The 19,044-nt window shown below is 56.7% G+C and carries 16 protein-coding genes and 1 riboswitch; of the genes, 10 read left to right on the plus strand and 6 right to left on the minus strand.

Features of this window, described 5'->3' with window-relative positions; genetic code table 11:
• The first annotated feature begins 73 nt into the window (after positions 1-73).
• The 5 genes from mrdA (at position 74) to ACMYSO_RS01585 (ending at position 6,641) form a co-directional block, all read left to right on the plus strand.
• Positions 74-1,996, plus strand: a complete 1,923-nt coding sequence (mrdA, locus tag ACMYSO_RS01565; protein WP_434668943.1) for a penicillin-binding protein 2 — start codon at positions 74-76, stop codon at positions 1,994-1,996.
• Between the two features lie 197 nt (positions 1,997-2,193).
• Positions 2,194-3,186: an alpha/beta fold hydrolase gene (locus ACMYSO_RS01570; protein ID WP_434668944.1), complete on the plus strand. Its 993-nt coding sequence runs from the start codon at positions 2,194-2,196 to the stop codon at positions 3,184-3,186.
• A gap of 84 nt (positions 3,187-3,270) precedes the next feature.
• A complete protein-coding gene (locus ACMYSO_RS01575; RefSeq protein ID WP_434668945.1) occupies positions 3,271-4,011 on the plus strand; it encodes a response regulator in 741 nt (246 codons plus the stop codon).
• A complete protein-coding gene (locus ACMYSO_RS01580; RefSeq protein ID WP_434668946.1) occupies positions 4,008-5,351 on the plus strand; it encodes a HAMP domain-containing sensor histidine kinase in 1,344 nt (447 codons plus the stop codon). The genes ACMYSO_RS01575 and ACMYSO_RS01580 overlap by 4 nt, the downstream gene beginning before the upstream one ends.
• 102 nt (positions 5,352-5,453) lie before the next feature.
• Positions 5,454-6,641, plus strand: a complete 1,188-nt coding sequence (locus tag ACMYSO_RS01585) for a cytochrome c biogenesis protein/redoxin (protein ID WP_434670708.1) — start codon at positions 5,454-5,456, stop codon at positions 6,639-6,641.
• A gap of 127 nt (positions 6,642-6,768) precedes the next feature.
• Here the strand turns inward: ACMYSO_RS01585 and ACMYSO_RS01590 are convergent, their stop codons facing one another.
• From ACMYSO_RS01590 to ACMYSO_RS01615, 6 genes are all read right to left on the minus strand, one after another.
• A complete protein-coding gene (locus ACMYSO_RS01590) occupies positions 6,769-8,250 on the minus strand; it encodes a pyridoxal phosphate-dependent decarboxylase family protein (RefSeq protein ID WP_434668947.1) in 1,482 nt (493 codons plus the stop codon).
• Positions 8,251-8,258: 8 nt separating this feature from the next.
• On the minus strand, positions 8,259-9,644 hold the full coding sequence (locus ACMYSO_RS01595) for a diaminobutyrate--2-oxoglutarate transaminase (RefSeq protein ID WP_434668948.1): 1,386 nt from the start codon (positions 9,642-9,644) through the stop codon (positions 8,259-8,261).
• A gap of 306 nt (positions 9,645-9,950) precedes the next feature.
• The gene (locus ACMYSO_RS01600; protein ID WP_434668949.1) at positions 9,951-10,886 is read right to left on the minus strand and encodes an ABC transporter substrate-binding protein; all 936 of its coding nucleotides are present in this window, start codon (positions 10,884-10,886) and stop codon (positions 9,951-9,953) included.
• A gap of 27 nt (positions 10,887-10,913) precedes the next feature.
• Entirely contained in the window at positions 10,914-11,654 is a 741-nt protein-coding gene (locus ACMYSO_RS01605) for an ABC transporter permease (RefSeq protein WP_434668950.1), read from the minus strand.
• Positions 11,651-12,379, minus strand: a complete 729-nt coding sequence (locus ACMYSO_RS01610) for an ABC transporter ATP-binding protein (RefSeq protein ID WP_434668951.1) — start codon at positions 12,377-12,379, stop codon at positions 11,651-11,653. The genes ACMYSO_RS01605 and ACMYSO_RS01610 overlap by 4 nt, the downstream gene beginning before the upstream one ends.
• Positions 12,376-13,071: a TenA family protein gene (locus tag ACMYSO_RS01615; RefSeq protein ID WP_434668952.1), complete on the minus strand. Its 696-nt coding sequence runs from the start codon at positions 13,069-13,071 to the stop codon at positions 12,376-12,378. The genes ACMYSO_RS01610 and ACMYSO_RS01615 overlap by 4 nt, the downstream gene beginning before the upstream one ends.
• Before the next feature lie 65 nt (positions 13,072-13,136).
• Positions 13,137-13,238: riboswitch (TPP riboswitch) on the minus strand.
• Positions 13,239-13,534: 296 nt separating this feature from the next.
• Here ACMYSO_RS01615 and ACMYSO_RS01620 point away from each other — a divergent pair.
• From ACMYSO_RS01620 to ACMYSO_RS01640, 5 genes are all read left to right on the plus strand, one after another.
• A complete protein-coding gene (locus ACMYSO_RS01620) occupies positions 13,535-14,662 on the plus strand; it encodes a BamA/TamA family outer membrane protein (RefSeq protein WP_434668953.1) in 1,128 nt (375 codons plus the stop codon).
• 16 nt (positions 14,663-14,678) lie between these two features.
• The gene (locus ACMYSO_RS01625; RefSeq protein WP_434668954.1) at positions 14,679-15,638 is read left to right on the plus strand and encodes a hypothetical protein; all 960 of its coding nucleotides are present in this window, start codon (positions 14,679-14,681) and stop codon (positions 15,636-15,638) included.
• A 52-nt stretch (positions 15,639-15,690) separates the two neighbouring features.
• Entirely contained in the window at positions 15,691-16,797 is a 1,107-nt protein-coding gene (locus ACMYSO_RS01630) for a DUF4056 domain-containing protein (RefSeq protein ID WP_434670709.1), read from the plus strand.
• A 222-nt stretch (positions 16,798-17,019) separates the two neighbouring features.
• Entirely contained in the window at positions 17,020-18,261 is a 1,242-nt protein-coding gene (locus ACMYSO_RS01635; RefSeq protein ID WP_434668955.1) for a GGDEF domain-containing protein, read from the plus strand.
• Positions 18,262-18,280: 19 nt separating this feature from the next.
• The gene (locus ACMYSO_RS01640; RefSeq protein ID WP_434668956.1) at positions 18,281-18,913 is read left to right on the plus strand and encodes a class I SAM-dependent DNA methyltransferase; all 633 of its coding nucleotides are present in this window, start codon (positions 18,281-18,283) and stop codon (positions 18,911-18,913) included.
• The last annotated feature ends 131 nt before the right edge of the window (positions 18,914-19,044 follow it).

Here is a 19,044-nt window from a genome sequence, read left to right on the forward strand (position 1 = left end):
GCCTTGATAAGGCTATCCTGCTGCGCTTTTTCTTTTTTTAGCCTTCCATTGAAACTCAAGTGAATTGCCGTTAATGAGCCAATTGAGAGATGAAATACGCGATCACTCAGCAGAAGAGATGCTGTTTATTCGTCGAGCCGTGGTCGCATTTCTACTGGTTGTGGTCTGTTTTGGCGTGCTGATTTTTAACCTCTATCACCTGCAGGTTGAACAGCATGACTTTTATCAAACCCGATCGAACCAGAATGACATCAAAATGGTGCCTATCGCGCCGAGCCGCGGGCTTATTTTCGACCGTAACGGTATCCCGTTGGTACAGAACATCACCCTGTATCGTTTAGAGGTGATCCCCAGCAAAATCCCGGATATGACAGCGTTGCTGAACGCCTTAACGCCGATCGTCGATTTAACCCCGGACGATATCGCCAGCTTCCGTGACGATATGCACCACAACAGCCGCTACAAACCGGTGACCCTGAAGTCGGATCTCAGCGACGTGGAAGTGGCCCGTTTTGCGGTGAACGAGTTTCATTTTCCCGGCGTCACGGTAGAGAACTACCAGCAACGCGATTATCCCTATGGCGCGCAGTTGGCCCACGTGGTGGGCTATGTCTCGAAAATCAACGATAGCGACCTGCAACGGCTGGCGAAAAACGGCGAGGCGGAGAACTATGCCGCGGACCACAACATCGGCAAGCAGGGCATTGAAGGCTATTACGAGCAGCAGTTGCACGGCACCACCGGCTATCAGGAAGTGGAGGTGGATAACCACGGACGCGTCGTGCGCCTGCTCAAAGAGGTGCCGCCGGTAGCCGGAAAGAATATCTATCTGACCCTGGATTTGCATTTGCAGCAGTACATTGAAGGGGTGCTGAAAGGCCAGCGTGCGGCGGTGGTTGCCGTCGACCCGCGCGATGGTGGCGTGCTGGCGATGGTCTCCAGCCCCAGCTATGACCCGAATCCGTTTGTTAAAGGCATTGGTTATAAAGCCTATCGTTCGCTGCTCGATAACCAGGATCGGCCGTTGATCAACCGCGTTACCCAGGGGCTCTATCCCCCGGCGTCCACGGTAAAACCCTATATGGCGCTCTCGGCGCTCTCCGCCGGTGTGATTACGCCCAACACCAGCTTCTTTGGCGCGCCAACCTGGACGCTACCCGGCACCCAACGGCGCTACCGTGACTGGCTGAAAAGCGGCCACGGGATGTTGAATGTGACCAAAGCGATTGAAGAGTCCGCCGACACCTTCTTCTACCAGGTGGCCTTTGAAATGGGTATCGACCGGATCCATAGCTGGTTGAGCAAGTTTGGTTACGGCCAGTCCACCGGCATCGATTTGAACGAAGAGTATGCCGGCGTGCTGCCGAGCCGCGAATGGAAGCAACGGGTCCACAAGAAGCCGTGGTATCAAGGGGATACCATTTCGGTGGGGATCGGCCAGGGGTACTGGATCGCCACGCCGATCCAGATGGTGAAAGCGCTGACCACGCTTATCAACAACGGTAAGGTGAAAAATCCCCATCTGCTGTATTCAATGAAGCAGGGCAATAAAGTCGAGCGCTATCAGCCGCCGGAAAATACCCCGCAGGTGGGCGACCCGAAATCACCGTACTGGGGCATCGTGCGCAACGGGATGTACGGGATGGCGAACCTGCCGAACGGCACCGGCTATAAACTGTTCCATACTGCGCCATATCAGATTGCAGCGAAATCCGGGACCTCGCAGGTCTTTAGCCTGAAAGAGAATCAGACCTACAACGCTAAGATGATCCCGGTGCGCCTGCGCGACCACATTTTCTACACCTTGTTTGCGCCGTATCAGCATCCGAAGGTGGCGATGGCGCTGATTCTGGAGAACGGCGGCGGCGATGGCGTGGTGGCAGGGCCGACGGCGCGCGCTATCCTCGACCACATCTTTGATCCGGCCAATGCCCCGGACGTTGCTGCCAGGGCCGATCCTCAGGTTCCGCAGGTGGACAGCGCCGACGCGCAATAACCCGCCAACGCCCGGCCTGCTTCTGGCCGGGCGCTCTTCTGTCGCCATTCAGTACGGCTTTGTACCACATTGTATCTGGCGTACCGCGCTCTACACAGTGATACAAAAACCCAGCTGTTCCACCATATGCCATATACAAAACCCTGCTTAACTGTTGGCGTACTCTCTTATTTCTCCGTTAACAGGTGGGGTTGCTAATGAACACAATATCTCTGTTCCGTAAAGGTAGCGCGCTGATGCTGGCGGCATCGGCACTGTGGTCGGCGGGCGTATGTGCGGCGGAAGATGCCGACGCCTTCAATCATATTCAACAGATTAAGGCCGGTGACCTGAACGTCGGCTATGTCGATATCGGCCCACGCGATGGTCAACCGGTTATCCTGCTGCATGGCTGGCCGTATGATATTCATAGCTACGAGAAGGTGGCGCCAGCGTTAGCGCAAAAAGGGTTTCGCGTGATCGTGCCTTACCTGCGCGGCTATGGCAGCACGCAGTTTATCTCCGCCAGCACCCCGCGCAACGGCCAGCCTTCGGCACTGGCGGAAGATATTGTCCACCTGATGGATGCCCTGCAGATTAAACAGGCCGATTTCGCCGGGTTTGACTGGGGCGCGCGGACGGCGGACATCGTGGCGGCGCTGTGGCCGGAACGGGTGAAATCGCTGGTTTCGGTGAGCGGGTATCTGATTAGCAGCCAGCAGGTGGGTGAAAAACCCCTGCCGCCGCAGGCGGAACTGTCATGGTGGTATCAGTTTTATTTCGCCACCGCGCGTGGTGAAGCGGGCTATCGTCAGAACACCCATGATTTTGCGCAGCTGATCTGGCATCAGGCCTCGCCGGGCTGGACATTCAGCAACGCCGACTTCGCCCGTAGCGCCAAAGCGCTGGATAACCCGGACCATGTCGCGGTGACGGTGAGTAACTATCGCTGGCGGTTGGGGATTGATAAAAGCGAACCGCGCTATGCAGCCTATGAGCAAAAACTGGCGCAGCTGCCGCCGATTAGCGTGCCGACCATCACCCTTGAAGGTGACAACAACGGCGCGCAGCATCCGAAACCGGAAAGCTATCGGGCGAAATTTACGGGAAAATATCAGCACCGTACCTTAACCGGAAACATCGGCCATAACCCGCCTCAGGAAGATCCGCAGGAGTTTGCGCAAGCGGTGATCGATGCCGACCGTTTGTAGCCCCTGCGCCGGGGGCGTAGGGTTGCGCTTCCGGCAACAACGCATATTCTTTTTGAGTTGTACTCATTCTGAATGGAGCCGGCATTGGAACATATTGACCACATTTTAGTTGTCGATGACGACCGCGATATTCGCGAACTGCTCAGCGACTATTTGCAAAAGTCAGGCTATCGCGCCACCGGAGCCGCCAGCGGCAAGGCAATGTGGTCGGTGTTGCACAGTCAGTATGTCGATCTGATCGTGCTGGATATTATGCTGCCCGGTGACGACGGCCTGACCCTCTGTCGCCAGCTGCGCAACGACGGTCAGCACAACATCCCGGTGCTGATGCTGACCGCGCGGGCAGACGACAGCGATCGTATTCTGGGGCTGGAGATGGGCGCCGATGACTATCTGGTTAAACCCTTTGTCGCCCGTGAACTGCTGGCGCGCATTAAAGCCATCCTGCGGCGCACCCGCGCGCTGCCGCCCAATCTGCAAATTACCGAAGCGGGCAGGCTGATCGCCTTCGGCGACTGGCAGCTGGATACCTCGGCACGTCACCTGCTGGATCACGACGGCATCATTGTGGCCCTCAGCGGGGCGGAGTATCGCCTGCTGCGGGTTTTTCTCGACCATCCGCAGCGAGTGCTTAACCGCGATCAATTGCTGAATCTGACCCAGGGACGTGATGCAGAACTGTTTGAGCGCTCAATCGATTTGCTGGTCAGCCGCTTACGGCAACGGCTGCGCGAAGACGCCCGAGAACCGGCCTATATCAAGACCGTGCGCAGCGAAGGCTATGTACTGTCGGTGCCGGTGGCGATCCGTGAGGCACGGGAATGAAACTGTGGCCCGCCTCGCTGCGCGCCCGGCTGATGGTGATGATTTTTCTCGCCCTGATCCTGACCAATGCCCTGACGCTGTCGCTGCTGCTGTATGAGCGGATGAGCAGCGCCCGCAGCGTGATGCTGGGCAACCTCGAATACGATGTTGCCACCAGCGTGGCGATCCTCGACCGGCTGCCCGCCGCTGAGCGCCCGCACTGGCTGGCACGGCTGGCACGGGGTAACTACCGCTATCAGCTCTCCGCCGGTTCAAGCGGAGAGTATCCTACCAGCTGGCGTTCCCGCGATGCGGTGCGCTCGCTGCAGGAGGCGCTCAGCGGGCACTATCCGCTCAGTATTGTGGCCTTGCCCGGGCCGCGGGAGCATATTCAGGCGCACGTCATCCTCCACGACGGCGCCCCGTTGAGCATCGACCTGTGGCCGCGCTTACCGGCCATTGCCCGCTGGCTCCCGGCGGTGCTGTTCGCTCAGTTTGCGCTGCTGCTGGCCTGCGCGTGGTATGCCGTGCGTCAGGTGGTCAGCCCGATGACCCGTTTTACCCAAGCGATTGATGCCCTTGAACCGGCGGACACGACTCCGGGAGTCATGGCGGAGCAAGGGCCGCTGGAGGTGCAACACGCCGCCCGGGCGTTTAATGCGATGCAGACGCGGATCCACGACCATCTTCAGGAGCGGGCGCGGATCCTCGCGGCCATCTCTCACGACCTGCAGACCCCGATTACCCGCATGAAGCTGCGGGTCGAGATGGCCGACGCGCCGGAGCTGCGCGATAAGCTGCTGCAGGATCTCGATAATATGAGCCGTCTGGTCAGGGAAGGTATCGCCTTTGCCCGTTCGGCGCAGCCGCTGGAGGAGAAACGCCAGAACCTGAGCCTGAATGCGTTTCTTGACAGCATTGCGTTGGACTATGCCGACGTCGGCAGACCGGTGACCTTTACGCCCGCCGCGGGCGATGCCCCGGTGCAGGTCCCGCCGCAGGCGCTGCGACGGATCATGACTAACCTGATCGATAATGGCTTAAAGTTCGGCGAATCTGTCGCGATTACCCTGAACTATGGCGACAACGGCGACGCCATTATTGCGGTGTGTGATAACGGTCCGGGGATCCCGGAGGCATATCTCGAAGCGGTCCTGCAGCCGTTTTATCGCCTGGAAAACTCGCGCAACCGCGATACCGGCGGTACCGGGTTAGGGCTGGCGATTGCCGCGCATCTGGCGAACCAGATGCAGGGAACCCTGAAACTACGCAACCGTGAGCAGGGCGGACTTACGGTCAGCCTGCGCCTCGACGCCGCCGCTTTGTATCCTTCTGTATCTCCCGTAGAAAGCGATACCTGAGCTGACAATACCCCACGATTTCAGACACATTGCCACGACATCCGCCTGCTGTAATGGACCCGTAGCCACTTCCGGCCACGCGTTGATGATGAGGTGAATATGATGTCTGTGCTAATCGCTTTTTTCGGCGGCATGCTGACGCTGCTGAGTCCTTGTACCTTACCGGTCATTCCGCTTATTTTTGCTAGCCTGCGCGGGAAACGCTGGCATCTACTGCTAACCCTCGGCGGTATGGTGCTGATGTTTACCGCCGTGTCGCTGCTGGTGACCGTTACCAGCAGCTGGGTGGTGACTCTGACCGTAGTGGGTCGTTGGCTGGCGTTGCTGTTTCTGGCGCTGGTCGGCCTGAGTTTGCTGTCGACCGGCATCGCCCAGCGCCTGAGCGCGCCGCTAGTGGCGTTGGGTAATCGGATTAACGATCGCAGTTATCGCCAGACGGGCGGCGCCTCGGCCCTGCTGGCAGGGCTAGCCATCGGTCTGCTGTGGGCACCCTGCGCCGGTCCGGTGCTGGGGGCGATCCTTAGCGTGGGTTTTCTCAACGGCAGTTCGGTCACAACCGGGGTCCTGCTGGCGGCTTACGGCAGCGGCTGTGCGCTGATGCTGGCGCTACTGGGATGGTTTGGTTCGCAACTGGTGGCGCGTCTGCAGCGCGGACTGGCGTTCAGCCAGCGGCTGCGCCAGGTGGCGGGAGTGGCGATCCTCGGTTCGGTGACGTTGATTGCCAGCGGGGCAGATCGCTATCTGCAAGGGGCCAGCGGTCTGACTCAGGCGCTGGAGCAGCGGCTGAGTACCGGTCTGCCGACGGTCCAGCCGGCGGCGGTATTGCAACCCGTCACGCCGCCGCCTTCCAGCGCGTTACCGTCGCTGGCCGGAGGAAGCGGGTGGATCAACAGTCCGCCGCTGCGCCCGGAAGACCTGAAAGGGAAGGTGGTGCTGATCGACTTCTGGACCCGGGACTGTATTAACTGTCAGCATACGCTGCCGCACGTGGGCGAGTGGGCCAACAAATATCGCGCCGAGGGCCTGGTGGTGGTCGGAGTGCATACGCCGGAATACCCGTGGGAACGTTCGCTGCCGGCGCTGCGTCAGGCGGTCGCGCAATGGCACATTACCTATCCGGTGGTGGCGGATAACGGCTATGCCATCTGGAATGCCTTCGGTAATCAGTACTGGCCGGCCCACTATCTGTTTGATGCCCACGGTCAACTGCGCTACACCGCATTTGGCGAGGGGGATTATGCCCACCAGGAGCAGGTTATCCAGCAGCTATTGCAGGAGGCCAGAAGCTGAGAAGATGTGACAGCGTCACGTTTTGTGTCAGACATAAATCAGACATAAAAAAGCCGATAACCACAGTTATCGGCTTTTTGTTCGGTGCTGCGACAACAGGCCCGAATGCCAGGCATTCGGTGACGCCTTATTTCGCCAGCAACTCCTGCGCGGTGCGTTCAACCAGATCCAGCAGTACCTTCACGTCATCCAGAGTGACAATCGGGTTCAGCAGCGTCAGCTTCAGACAGGTCACGCCATTGTGCTCGGTCACGCCGACATTAGCCCGACCGGAATCGAGCAGCGCGTCGCCGACACGTTGGTTCAGCAGGGCAATGGCGGCGGCATCGCTGTCGGCCATCTGCTGCGGACGTGAACGGAACAGCACGCTTGCCAGCTGCGGTTCCATCACCAGCTCCAGCGTAGGCTGTGCCGTGACGTACTCCGCAACGCGCTTCGCCATGGTGACACCATGATCGATGATTTCCGCGTACTGTTTTTGACCCAGCGCTTCCAGGCCCATCCACAGCTTCAGGGCATCGAAGCGGCGGGTGGTCTGCAACGATTTGGAGACCAGATTCGGCACGCCATGCTCTTCATCGAACTCGGAGTTCAGATAGGCCGCCTGGTAGCGCATCAGCTCGTAGTGACGCGGATCTTTTAACAGGAACGCGCCGCAGCTGATGGTCTGGAAGAACTGCTTGTGGAAGTCCAGGGTAATGGAATCCACGCACTCAATGCCGTCCAGATAATCGCGATACTGCTCGGACAGCAGCAGCGCGCCGCCCCATGCCGCATCGACGTGCAGCCAGATCTGGTGCTCTGCCGCAATGCCGGCAATGGTGCGCAGCGGATCGATAGCACCGGCATCGGTGGTACCGGCCGTTGCCACGATAGCCATGATCTGCTCACCGTTGGCCTGCGCCTCGGCGATTTTCGCTTTCAGGTCTTCGACGTCCATGCGCGCAAAGCGGTCAGTTTTGACCAGCGTGACGGAACGGTAGCCGAGGCCCATCAGCGCCATGTTCTTCTGCACCGAGAAGTGGGCGTTTTCAGAACACAGTACTTTGTACTTACGAATATCGCCCGGCAGACCATCCTGCTGGATCGAGTGGCCCTGACGTGCAAAGAACGCATCACGCGCCAGCATCAAGCCCATCAGGTTGCTCTGGGTGCCGCCGCTGGTGAAGACACCGGCGTCGCCTGACTGGTAACCCACCCGGGCACGCAGCCATTCGATCAGCTTCATCTCGATGATGGTGGCCGACGGGCTTTGGTCCCAGGAGTCCATGCTCTGGTTGGTGGCGTTGATCAGCACTTCCGCCGCCTGGCTCACCACCAGGCTTGGGCAATGCAGGTGCGCCACGCACTGCGGGTGGTGTACCGACAGGCTGTCTTTCAGGAAGTACTCGATCGCACGTTCAATCGCCGCCTGGTTACCCAGACCCTGCTCGGTGAACTCAAGGGTAATGCGTTCGCGCAGTTCGGCGACGCTTTTCCCTTGGTACATCTCAGGCTGCTGCAGCCATTGCGCCACGGCCTGGCTGGTCTGGGCGATCACCTGCTGGTAGGCCTCAATACTTTGCGGCGAACCGGCAAGGATCGGATTCAATTTGGACATTGCGGTCACTCGCTCCATCAGACCGGTTTTACACCGGCGGCCAGCATGGCCTGTTCAAATTTGTCGAGGAAAATCCCGAGTTCAGCGTCGCTGATCAGCAGGGACGGCAGCAGGCGCAGTACGCAGCCACCGCGACCGCCACGCTCAAGGATCAGACCCGCTTCGAAGCATTTCTTCTGCAGCAGGGCAGACAGCGCGCCGTCAGCCGGGTAGCAACCCATGTGATCCTGAGCTTCGTTCGGGTTAACGATCTCGATACCGATCATCAGGCCCAGACCGCGAATGTGGCCCATCACCGGGTAGCGTTTCTGCATCTCGGCCAGTTTGCCTTTCAGCCACTCGCCCTGTGCCGCAACTTTGCCAGCGATGTTGTTATCTTTCAGGTGACGCAGGGTGGTCAGGCCGGTTGCCATCGCCAGCTGGTTGCCGCGGAAGGTGCCGGTGTGGTGACCGGGTTCCCAGGCATCAAACTGTTTCTTGATACCCAGAACGGCCAGCGGCAGACCGCCGCCAACGGCTTTTGACATCACGATGATGTCCGGCTCGATGCCGGCGTGTTCGAAGGCAAACAGCTTACCGGTACGGGCAAAGCCAGCCTGAACTTCGTCGATGATCAGCAGAATGCCGTGTTCCTGAGTTACTTTACGGATGCGCTGCAGCCACTCAATCGGAGCCGGGTTCACGCCGCCTTCACCCTGAACGGCTTCAAGAATGACCGCCGCCGGTTTACGCACGCCGCTTTCCACGTCGTTGATCAGGTTTTCGAAGTAGTAAGTCAGTGCTTTCACACCGGCTTCACCGCCGATACCCAGCGGGCAGCGGTACTGGTGCGGATACGGCATAAACTGCACTTCCGGCATCATGCCGTTAACCGCTTCTTTCGGTGACAGGTTACCGGTCACCGACAGCGCACCGTGGGTCATCCCGTGATAGCCGCCGGAGAAGCTGATAACGGAAGAACGACCGGTGTATTTTTTCGCCAGCTTCAGGGCCGCTTCCACGGCGTCAGCGCCGGACGGGCCGGTGAACTGCAGGCAATATTCTTTCCCTTCGCCAGGCAGCAAAGAGAGCAGGTATTCGGAGAAGCGATCTTTTAACGGGGTGGTCAGATCGAGAGTATGTAACGGCAAGCCGCTGGTAATGACACTTTGGATGCTTTGCAGCACATCAGGGTGGTTATGGCCAAGGGCCAGGGTCCCAGCACCGGCAAGACAATCCAGGTACTGTTTGTTATCCGCATCGGTTAACCACACACCTTCCGCTTTAGTAATCGCCAGCGGCAGCTTACGTGGGTAACTCCTGACGTTCGATTCGAATTCAGCCTGACGGGCCAAAAAGGTTTCGTTGTTAGCGTCCAATAAATCTGCACTTAAAGTATCAATACGGACTTTATCCGTCATCATATCACTCCCACAACCAGCGCTACGGTTGAGCTCTGGTTGAATAATTGGTTTAAGAAAATGAATCGCCATTCATAAAGCGCGCACAATATATGGCTTTTTAAATCTGCATTCAACGTTTTATTTATTGAGGTATTTTTACGTTATTTTTACATTGCTGAAATCAATGATAACCATATGATTTATATTGCTTATTTTTAACGCAGTAAACGCAAGAAAAGTGTAATTTCTGGTAAACAAATCAGCAGGTGGTAATTACCGCTTCGTTGGGTTTGCTGACGGAAAATGTTCCGTCAGCGGTAGGGTTACTCACTGCAGTTCAACCGCATAATTTGTCAGCGGTGTGATTTTTTTGAGCAACTTGTTGTTATATAAAAACTGTTCGTAAGCTTCATAGCGAGACTTATCCAGCGCTGCCGGACGGTCAGCAAACAGCGGCACCGTTTGCACCCAGGCCTGCTTGTTCAGTTCGGTGTTAAGCTCCGGGTGGGCGGCAGCAAAAGTCTTCCAGGTCTCCTGCGGATGGGCGCGTAAATAGCTCACACCCTGTTGCAGCGCCACGAGGAATTTTTTGATTTTCACCGCGTGCACCTGGTCGCGATTAGCGACAATGACCAGCTCGTCATAGGCCGGGACGCCGAAATCTTCGACGTTCATCACCTGCGGTGCTTTGCCCTGCAGCTTAAGCTCCAGCGCTTCTATATTACGGTAGCCGCCAATCACTGCTTCGACCTGGCCCGCCAGCAGGGCGCTGGTCAGTTGGAAGTTAACGTTGATCAGGGTGATGCTTTTCGGGTCGATATGGGCGTTCTGCGCCATGGTCGCCAGCGTCGCCTGCTCGATGCCGCTCACCGAGTACCCGACCTTTTTGCCCTGCAAATCGGCCGGGGTTTTGATGTTTTTATCGAGGGCGATCACCGTATTTAACGGCGAGTCGATCAGCGTACCGACCCGGACCAGCGGCAGCCCTTCATCGGCGAAGAAGTGCACTTGCGGCTGGTAGGTTATCGCCAGGTCCGCCTGGCCTGCGGCCACCAGACGCGGCGGCAGCGCCGGGTCAGATGGCGGAACGATCTTAACGTCCAGTCCCTGGGCTTTGAACGCGCCAATCTGCTCTGCCACCATAATCGGCGCGTGGTCCGGGTTGATGTACCAGTCCAACACCAGCGTCAGTTTTTCGTTAGCGACGGCCTGCCCGCTCAACAGGGCGCTGAAGGTCAATCCGGCGAACATCGATTTATTCATGGCTATTCCTTGTTTCTGTGTCGGTCATCATTCCGGCGACCAGTTAATCAGCCGGTGTAAAAAGGCATCTACCGCCAGCCACAACAGGACCGTCAGCAGTACTAAAATAAACAGGGCGGCAAAACAGACGTTGGTCTGCATGCGCGCATTGGCATTGAGCATCACGTAGCCCAGGCCTTCCGCCGAACCGACCCATTCACCGATGATCGCGCCAATTGGCGCAACGGCGGCCGCCATTCGCAGACCAGAACCAAGCGCCGGCAGCGCGGCCATCAGCCGCACGTGACGCAGTTGCGCACCGAAAGAGGCGCCCATGGTGCGGGCCAGATCGAGATAGTCGTGGTTGACCCGCCGCAGGCCGTCAAAGAAGGCCGAGGTCACGGGGAAGAAGATCACCAGCACCGCCATCATGACTTTGGCGCTCATCCCGAAGCCAAACCACAGCACCAGCAGCGGGGCGAGAGCAAAGACCGGAATCGCCTGGCTGGTCAGCACCAGCGGCATCAGCCAGCGTTGCAACCGTGGAGAGATAATCATGCACAGGGCCAGCGCCACCCCGAGCAGCACGCCAAGTACCAGACCGCTGAGGATCTCACTGAGCGTGACCAGAGTGTGCCAGCCCAGCCAGCTGCGGTTAACCCACAAAGCTTCGGCCACCGCTGCGGGTGACGGTAGCAGGAACGCCGGGATGCCGCTGCGGCTCGCCAGCCACCACAGCAGCAACAGACCGCAGAACACCACGCCGCCGCGAAACAGTTTGCCGCTCATCCGTTGGCCCTCATCAACTGTTGCAGCAGTTCAGCCTGGCTGGTCAGCAGCACCGGATCGTCCGGTGCGCGGGGGGGAACACCCGCCAGATGGTGTGAGTCGTCCATGCCGCCCGCCGCGGGCGAGAGCACCAGCAGCCGATGGCTCAGGCGGCAGGCTTCCATGGGATCGTGCGTAATCAGCACCACGGTACGGTCAACCAGCAACTCCGCCGCCAGCGTCTGGATACGCGTGCGGGTAATGGTATCCAGTGCGGAAAAGGGTTCATCCATCAGCACCAGCGGGCGGTCTTCGTATAAGGTGCGTGCCAGCGCTGCCCGCTGACGCATGCCGCCGGAGAGCGCGGCGGGGCGATCGTCGGCGCAGTGGCTGAGCCCAACCTGTTCTAACAGGCGGTTCACGCGGGCTGTGTCGGTTCGTTCTCCGCGTAGCCTCGCCCCCAGCGCGACGTTCTCGCGTACGCTCAGCCAGGGATACAGCAGATCTTTTTGCCCCATCCACGCCAGGCGGTGGCCGAGCGGCTCGCCATCGCTGGCGTAAACCCGCCCGTGGCTCGGCGAGGCCAGCCCGGCGATAATCCGCAGCAGGCTGGTTTTCCCCACGCCGCTGGCCCCCAACAATGAGGTCCACTGTCCGCCGGGAAGATCGAACGACAGATCGGCGAAAATCATCCGTGCGCCAAACTGCAGGCTCAGATCCCGGACATGAAGAGTGGGGGCAGTCACGCCTGAGCCTCCGTGGCGGCATTCAGCCCCATTTGCCAGAAGTTTGCTTCCAGCCGCGTCGCGGTAGTGAAAATTTCACTCAGTTCCGCAATACGTGATTCAGCACCGCGCTGTTGCCACAAGGTTTCCAGCAGACCAATGGCGGCAGTGACGCCGTCGAGATAGCCGGCGTCGCCGTAGTTACGGATCCACGACGCATATGGGTTATCGGTAAAGCGGGTATCTGGGTCGTGCAGTAGCCCGAGACCAATCTCCGCGTAGCCGGCAACGCAGGGCATCAGCGCCACCAGAAGGTCCAGCGCATCGCCGGAATGGCCGATATCCAGCACGTAGCGGGTGTAGTTCACCGTTTCAGGGGCTTCGCGTTCGGCAGCCATCTGCGCTTCGTCCAGCCCCCAGCCCGCGCAATAGCCGACATGCAGCGGCAGTTCGCCCAAAATAGCGTTCAGAGAGGCGGCCGCGGTGCGCATCTCCGGCAGCGTGCGCAGTTTGCTAACCAGCAGGGCATAGCTGCGGGCAAAGTGGATCAGGAACAGATAGTCCTGGGTCAGATAGCGGCGGAAGGCCGATTCAGGCAGGGAGCCGTCAGCAAGCTGGCGAACAAAAGGGTGGGCGACGTAGTCTGTCCAGTCGTCTCCCGCCTGCTGGCGCAGACGACCATAAATACCCTGGGTGAAGAGGGGAAGAATCACAGGACCTCCTGAGTAAGGGGAGATCCGGGCGTGCGGAAGTATGAACAGGCAATGGCGGTAACGTGGCAAAATTGCCGACCCGTCCCTTCGCTGGCATGACCCAGATCAGGTTCAAAGGGTTCGGCTTACGCCATCTCAGCCCTCACGGGACACCCCTCGGTTTCGCCATGTTATACGGCATTCACTTTTTGATTACAATCCCCTGGTTCATCGCTGAAAAGTGGCAGGATAAGTGACAACGTCACTCAATATGATAACCTCAATCCGCCTCGCTCGTTGCATATCCTCGTTAACTTTTGTTAGCAATTTGTGTGCTAAATCTCCTTATTTTGTCCAAAATTAAAGAAAACCTGTAACCGAAAATTGGTAGTTCAGGGCGCCATAGGATATATTTTTGCTATCTGAAACCCATTATTCTTCAGTTACCTGGGCGTTCAGAACCCATCTTAGCCCCGGAGAGTGCATGAAGTTTCCGCTTTCAACCATACTGCTAGCGCTTATCGGGCCGCTTTCTACTCCTGCTATGGCGGGCAGTCTGTTTGATCCCGAAGATGGCATGCTCGATATGAGTCATTATCTGCAGGATAACCAGTACGGATTCCTTCCCGTGCCGATGGTCATCACCGAGCCGGCGGTGGGTTATGGCGGCGGTCTGTTTGGCCTTTTTTTGCACGGTAAAGGCACCCGCAAAGGGGATAATTTTATTCCCCCACCGATGACTGCTTTTGGCGGTGGCGCGACGCAGAACGGCACCTGGTTTGTCGGCGGCGGTCATCGCCATACCTGGAATGACGACCACATTCGTTACCTGGTGATGATGGGCTACGCCAATATCAAACTTGATATCTACGGCGACGGCTTAAGTCATTTTGATAAAAATAAGGCCATTCACTCACAAACCAAAGGCTATGGTGGGTTACAGAAACTGTTGTTCCGCGTCGGCGATTCGCCGGTGTTTGTTGGCGCGTCTCAGGTCTACGCGAAAACCGATATTTCAGCCGAAAACTCGGTCGTCAACCGAGTCTGGCAGCAGGTGTTCGGCCAGGAGAGTACCTCTTCAGCCTTAGGGGTAGTGGCTGAATATGACACTACGGATAATTTTTTCTATCCTAAGAAAGGGTTATCGGTGCAGGGGGAGTACCGGTTCTACCGTTCATTGTTAGGCGGCGATTATCACTACAACCAGTTCTCTTTGGACGGGAAATACTTTTTCCCGCTGAGCCGCACGCTGACGCTCGCCGTCGCCGGTAACTACCAGTCGTTGACGCATCACGATAATCACCTGACGCCAATGGCGCGTCCTTATATCGAATTACGCGGCATTTCCCGTTATCGCTATCAGGGCGATTATGTGACGACCGCACAAACCCAGCTTGCCTGGGAATTTACACCGCGCTGGATCCTGCAAGGATTTGTTGGCGTCGGTAGTGCTGCCGATGAGGCGCATGCATTGTGGGACCAGACAGAAGTGGCGTGGGGGACAGGTTTTCGTTACCTGATAGCGCGCCAGTATGGATTACATACGGGGATCGATATCGCCTTTAGCGAACATGAGCAAGCGGTCTATTTTAATGTAGGTTCCGGACTTTAAGGTCAGATAAAAGAAAATGCGATGGACTAAAACCGTAATTACGTTGTTATTAACGTCGGGTACTGCCTGGGGAGCCAGCGCTGCCGACAGTACTGGCAGCACTAGCGACAGCTATTTCCCGATCTGGGGCGATGAAGCAAGAGCGCGTGGATATTCCATTCCGCTGCCGTTCGGGGTCAATTTAAGTTATATGAACATTCGCCAGGATATCCTGGTCGACAGCATCTCTTTTTCCGGTCTGGCGCTCGGCAATCACGCCATACCCAGCGATATGTTCGCCATTGACGCCGGCCATACACGGCAGAAAAGCAAAACCGAAAACCTGCGCCTGGATATGTGGGTGTTTCCGTTCCTCAATGTCTACGGCATCGTCGGCCATACCCGGGGCTCCTCGTTGTCAAAAGTTTCCGTTGACGCCGACCCGTCAAAATACAGCGGTCTGGACCGGGTGATTGCTGGTTCGGTGCATCGTTTGTATGAAAGCGGCCAGCTGCAAAATATCGACTTCGCGCTGGATTTTAAAGGGACCACCTGGGGCACCGGCTTTACCCTCGCCGGGGGCTATGGCAACTGGTTTGCTCTGGTGGATACCAACTATACCCGCACCGATTTTGATATTCTCGATGGGAAAATCTCCGCCACTACCGTGTCACCGCGCGTAGGCTATCGCTTTAATCTGCAGGGGATTGCCGGGCCGTCGAATTTAAGTATCTGGGTGGGCAGCATGTACCAGAACGTCCAGCAGGAGTTCAAAGGCAACCTCTCTGATTTGCATATGCCGCCGGAGCTTCAGCCGTTAATTGCCGCCGTCAATAAAGACGATCAGGGTAAGTTCGATGTGAAGCAGCGCCTCTCTTCGCCATGGAATATGCTGATCGGGGCACAGTATGAAATTACGCAGAATTTTAACGTGCTAACAGAGATTGGCTTTAACGAACGTAATAGTTTCTTTGTCGCCGGAGAGTACCGTTTTTAACATCACAGGCGCTGTTTGTGATGCATAATTTTCTGTCCTGGAGACAATGTTAATGCGTTATGGCTTGTTTGTATTATTGGCGGCCGCCTTTTCGGTCTGTGCCCAGGACCCGGTATTGCCGATCGTTCCCGTTACCCATGTGACTCCGGTAGTCAGTCATCTGACGGCGCCGGAATCGTTGCGTCCGTGCTGCGCCTTTGGTTATGACCTGCATGTCAGGGCTATCGGCGTACCGATTCCGGTCTATCAGATTGGCAACGTGTTAACCCTCGATACGCTGGGGCGGCATCGTTACAACGACAGCGCGTTAGGGGCGGTCAAAAATCTGGTGGGCCTGAGCGAAGAGAAAAATGGCTTGATCTATACCCGGCGCGGTGGGTTTATTGATATTGCCCATGTTCGCGATACGGCAGACAACACCTTTTATCTGTTTAGCCGTATTTTCCCTAAGCTGGGACAAACCGGACGGGTGTTCTACAGCGAAGAGCTGGGGGTACGGCGAATTCAGCTGAATGCCTTCACACCACCGGCGTCGATGCATCAACGCTATGAAATTGCCGCCTGGCTGGCAGGCCATCTGGCCTATGAGCTGGCGCAGTGGCACGAGATTGCCCAATGGTATGGCTTCCAGTCGGTGCCGGGCTTTTCTGAAGAGATCTCGGCATTTTCGCCGGAAGATCTCTATTCGAATCTGCTGGGCGCCAGGCTTGCGATTAACGTGATTCTGCAAGGCCATGTCGACTCCGTCGATGAATACAATCAGGCCATGGAAACCGCACTGAAGCAGGTGCTGGTGAAATTAACGGTGGCACCACGTAACGAAACCGAAGCGATGTTCCGCAAGCTCGATGGTGACTGGTGGAACAGTAAGCGGCGGGTGCCGGATAAATTTCTGGTACTCAAACGTAACTATGCGCTGAGCGACACGCGGTTACCGACCCCGGTGCCGTTCGAAAACGCCATGCCTTACCAGCTGACGATGCCGCTATCGGTGGATGGCTTTACGCTCGCTCAGCTTGGGCAGCTGCAAATTCATCCGGGACAAGATATGCGCTCGTTGCCAATGCCCGATAGCTTCTATACCCCGGAGGAGTTCCAGGGGCTGGCTGACCGCGCGCAGAGGGCGGATCAAACCCAGCTAGAACGTATTGAAAAGTAATAGTAATAAAATGCGCTAAACCGGGTATTTGCCCGGTTTACGCCACTGCATCGCTAAGTTTGTTGTTGTGCCTTGTATTAACGCATAAAAAGCGAACTATACTTCCCCCGTCTTCATCATGTATCGACATTCCCTGAATCCTCTTTTTCCTTTATTCCCATGGAGGGGTAATGGCGACAGGTTTTTATTTTGATACGTGGTGCCTGTCTGATGGAGGGCTACATGTTATTAAAAGAACTAACGATTTTTGATTTATTAAGTACTCCTGTATGGGTAGTTCATCCTTTTAAAGAAACCATTGTCTATGCCAACCCTGCCTCCAGGATGCTCAGCGGGGAGATGTCGCTGGATGAGATGCGCAAAGGCAGCGTCTCGAGCTGCCCGGAGCTCAGCCTGCAAAACTACCTTTACTATTTCAAAAATATTGTTGAAGTCTTCGAAGTCTGGACAATAAAAACGACCGAAGGTCCGACCTCGGTCTATTGCAAAACCACGTTAATTAAATCAGAAGAATATGACACCTTAATTATGTTTGAAGCCGTGAAGATCCTGCAAAAAAATGAATCATTAAGTGTTGCGGCCTCTCAACATTACAAGCGACGAAGTAATCGCTTCTTTGCCCGTTTTTTTATGACCAGCTCAGCGCCCATGTTGTTAATCGATCCGGCACAGGATGGCCGAATTATTGATGCGAATATTGCCGCCCTGCGTTTTTATAATTATACCGCTGAGGAGATGCGCACCCGCCACACCTGGCAGATTAACTCCATGGGCCGGGATGTGCTGCCGGTGATGCATAGCGTGGCGAACCTGCCAGGCGGGCATAAACCGCTCAATTTCACCCATATTCTTTCCGATGGCTCGCTGCGCTACGTTCAGACCTACGCCGGGCCGGTGGTGCTGCACAATATCCGCCTGATGTTGTGCATTATTCATGACATTACCGAAGAGGTGCACCTGAAGAAGGAGCTGGAATTTGCGGCGACCCACGACCCGCTAACCGGTCTGCTCAACCGCCGTGAGTTTTATCGCATCGTGGATTCATCATTATTTAAACCTGAAGGTTTTTGCCTGCTGCTGGTTGATGTTGATAATTTCAAAGCTATTAATGATAACCACGGTCATCAGAAAGGTGATGAAGTCTTGCTGGCGATTTCGCGCATTCTTGAGGCCGCCGGCAAGCCGCAGGACAAAATTTACCGCTGGGGCGGCGAGGAGTTTTTGCTGTTTCTCCCGGCCACCGCCATCGACCGGGCGCTGGAGATGGCCGAAGCGATTCGTCTGGCGGTGAGCCATTTCCTTATTCCCGAACAAGTGGCAGGCGTGACGGTCAGCATTGGTGTTGCCGAGCATCAACACAACGAGCAGATCGATCAGTTGTTTAACCGTGTTGATAAGGCGTTGTATGCTGCCAAGAAAGAGGGACGCAATAAAGTGAAACTCTATCTGGTGGAAAAATACTGAACCTGAAGGGAAGCGTACTATGTCATCCAATGAGAACGGCACTCCAGACCATCCGTGCGCTGGGGATATTATCAGTCTGTATGAGCGATATGCGGATCGTTGGGCCGCGTTGCGACCGACCACCTTGTTTGAACAGTCCTGGCTGGACGCATTTCTGACACAGGTCAGACCCGGCGGTGAAATTCTGGATATCGGCTGCGGCAACGGCACACCGATAGCGAGGTATCTGCTAGCGCAGGGATTTTCCGTCAGCGGGGTGGACAGCTCTGCCGCGATGATTGCCCGCTGTCGTCGTGACTATCCCGATCAGCAGTGGCAGGTCGCGGATATGCGCAAACTGGCACTGGGCAGACGGTTTGATGGCCTGCTGGCGTGGGACAGTTTTTTTCATCAAACCCGGGATGCACAGCGCGCGCTGTTTCAGCGTTTTGCAGCACACGCTAACCCCCGTGCGCCGCTGATGTTTACCAGCGGTACCAGTAACGGTGAGGCGATTGGCCTGTTTGAAGGGGATGCGCTGTATCATGCCAGCCTGGCGCCGCAAGAGTATCGCCAACTGCTGGATGCCCACGGTTTTGAGGTTATCCAGCATGTGGTTGAAGACCCGCACTGCGGCGGGCGCACGATCTGGCTGGCTGTGAAACGTCCCTGACCGGCTGTTTGCCTCGGGCGTACCTTGTGAGGAGGAATGCGAAACTGCCGCTATACTCATTCATAAATGGCAACTGTCTGTTTTGTTTGTATGATCAGACGCGACTGAACGCCCAATATTCTGCACCATGG

Origin of the sequence: Klebsiella sp. B345 (genome assembly GCF_051131735.1) — a bacterium.
Classification (GTDB): Bacteria; Pseudomonadota; Gammaproteobacteria; order Enterobacterales; family Enterobacteriaceae; genus Klebsiella.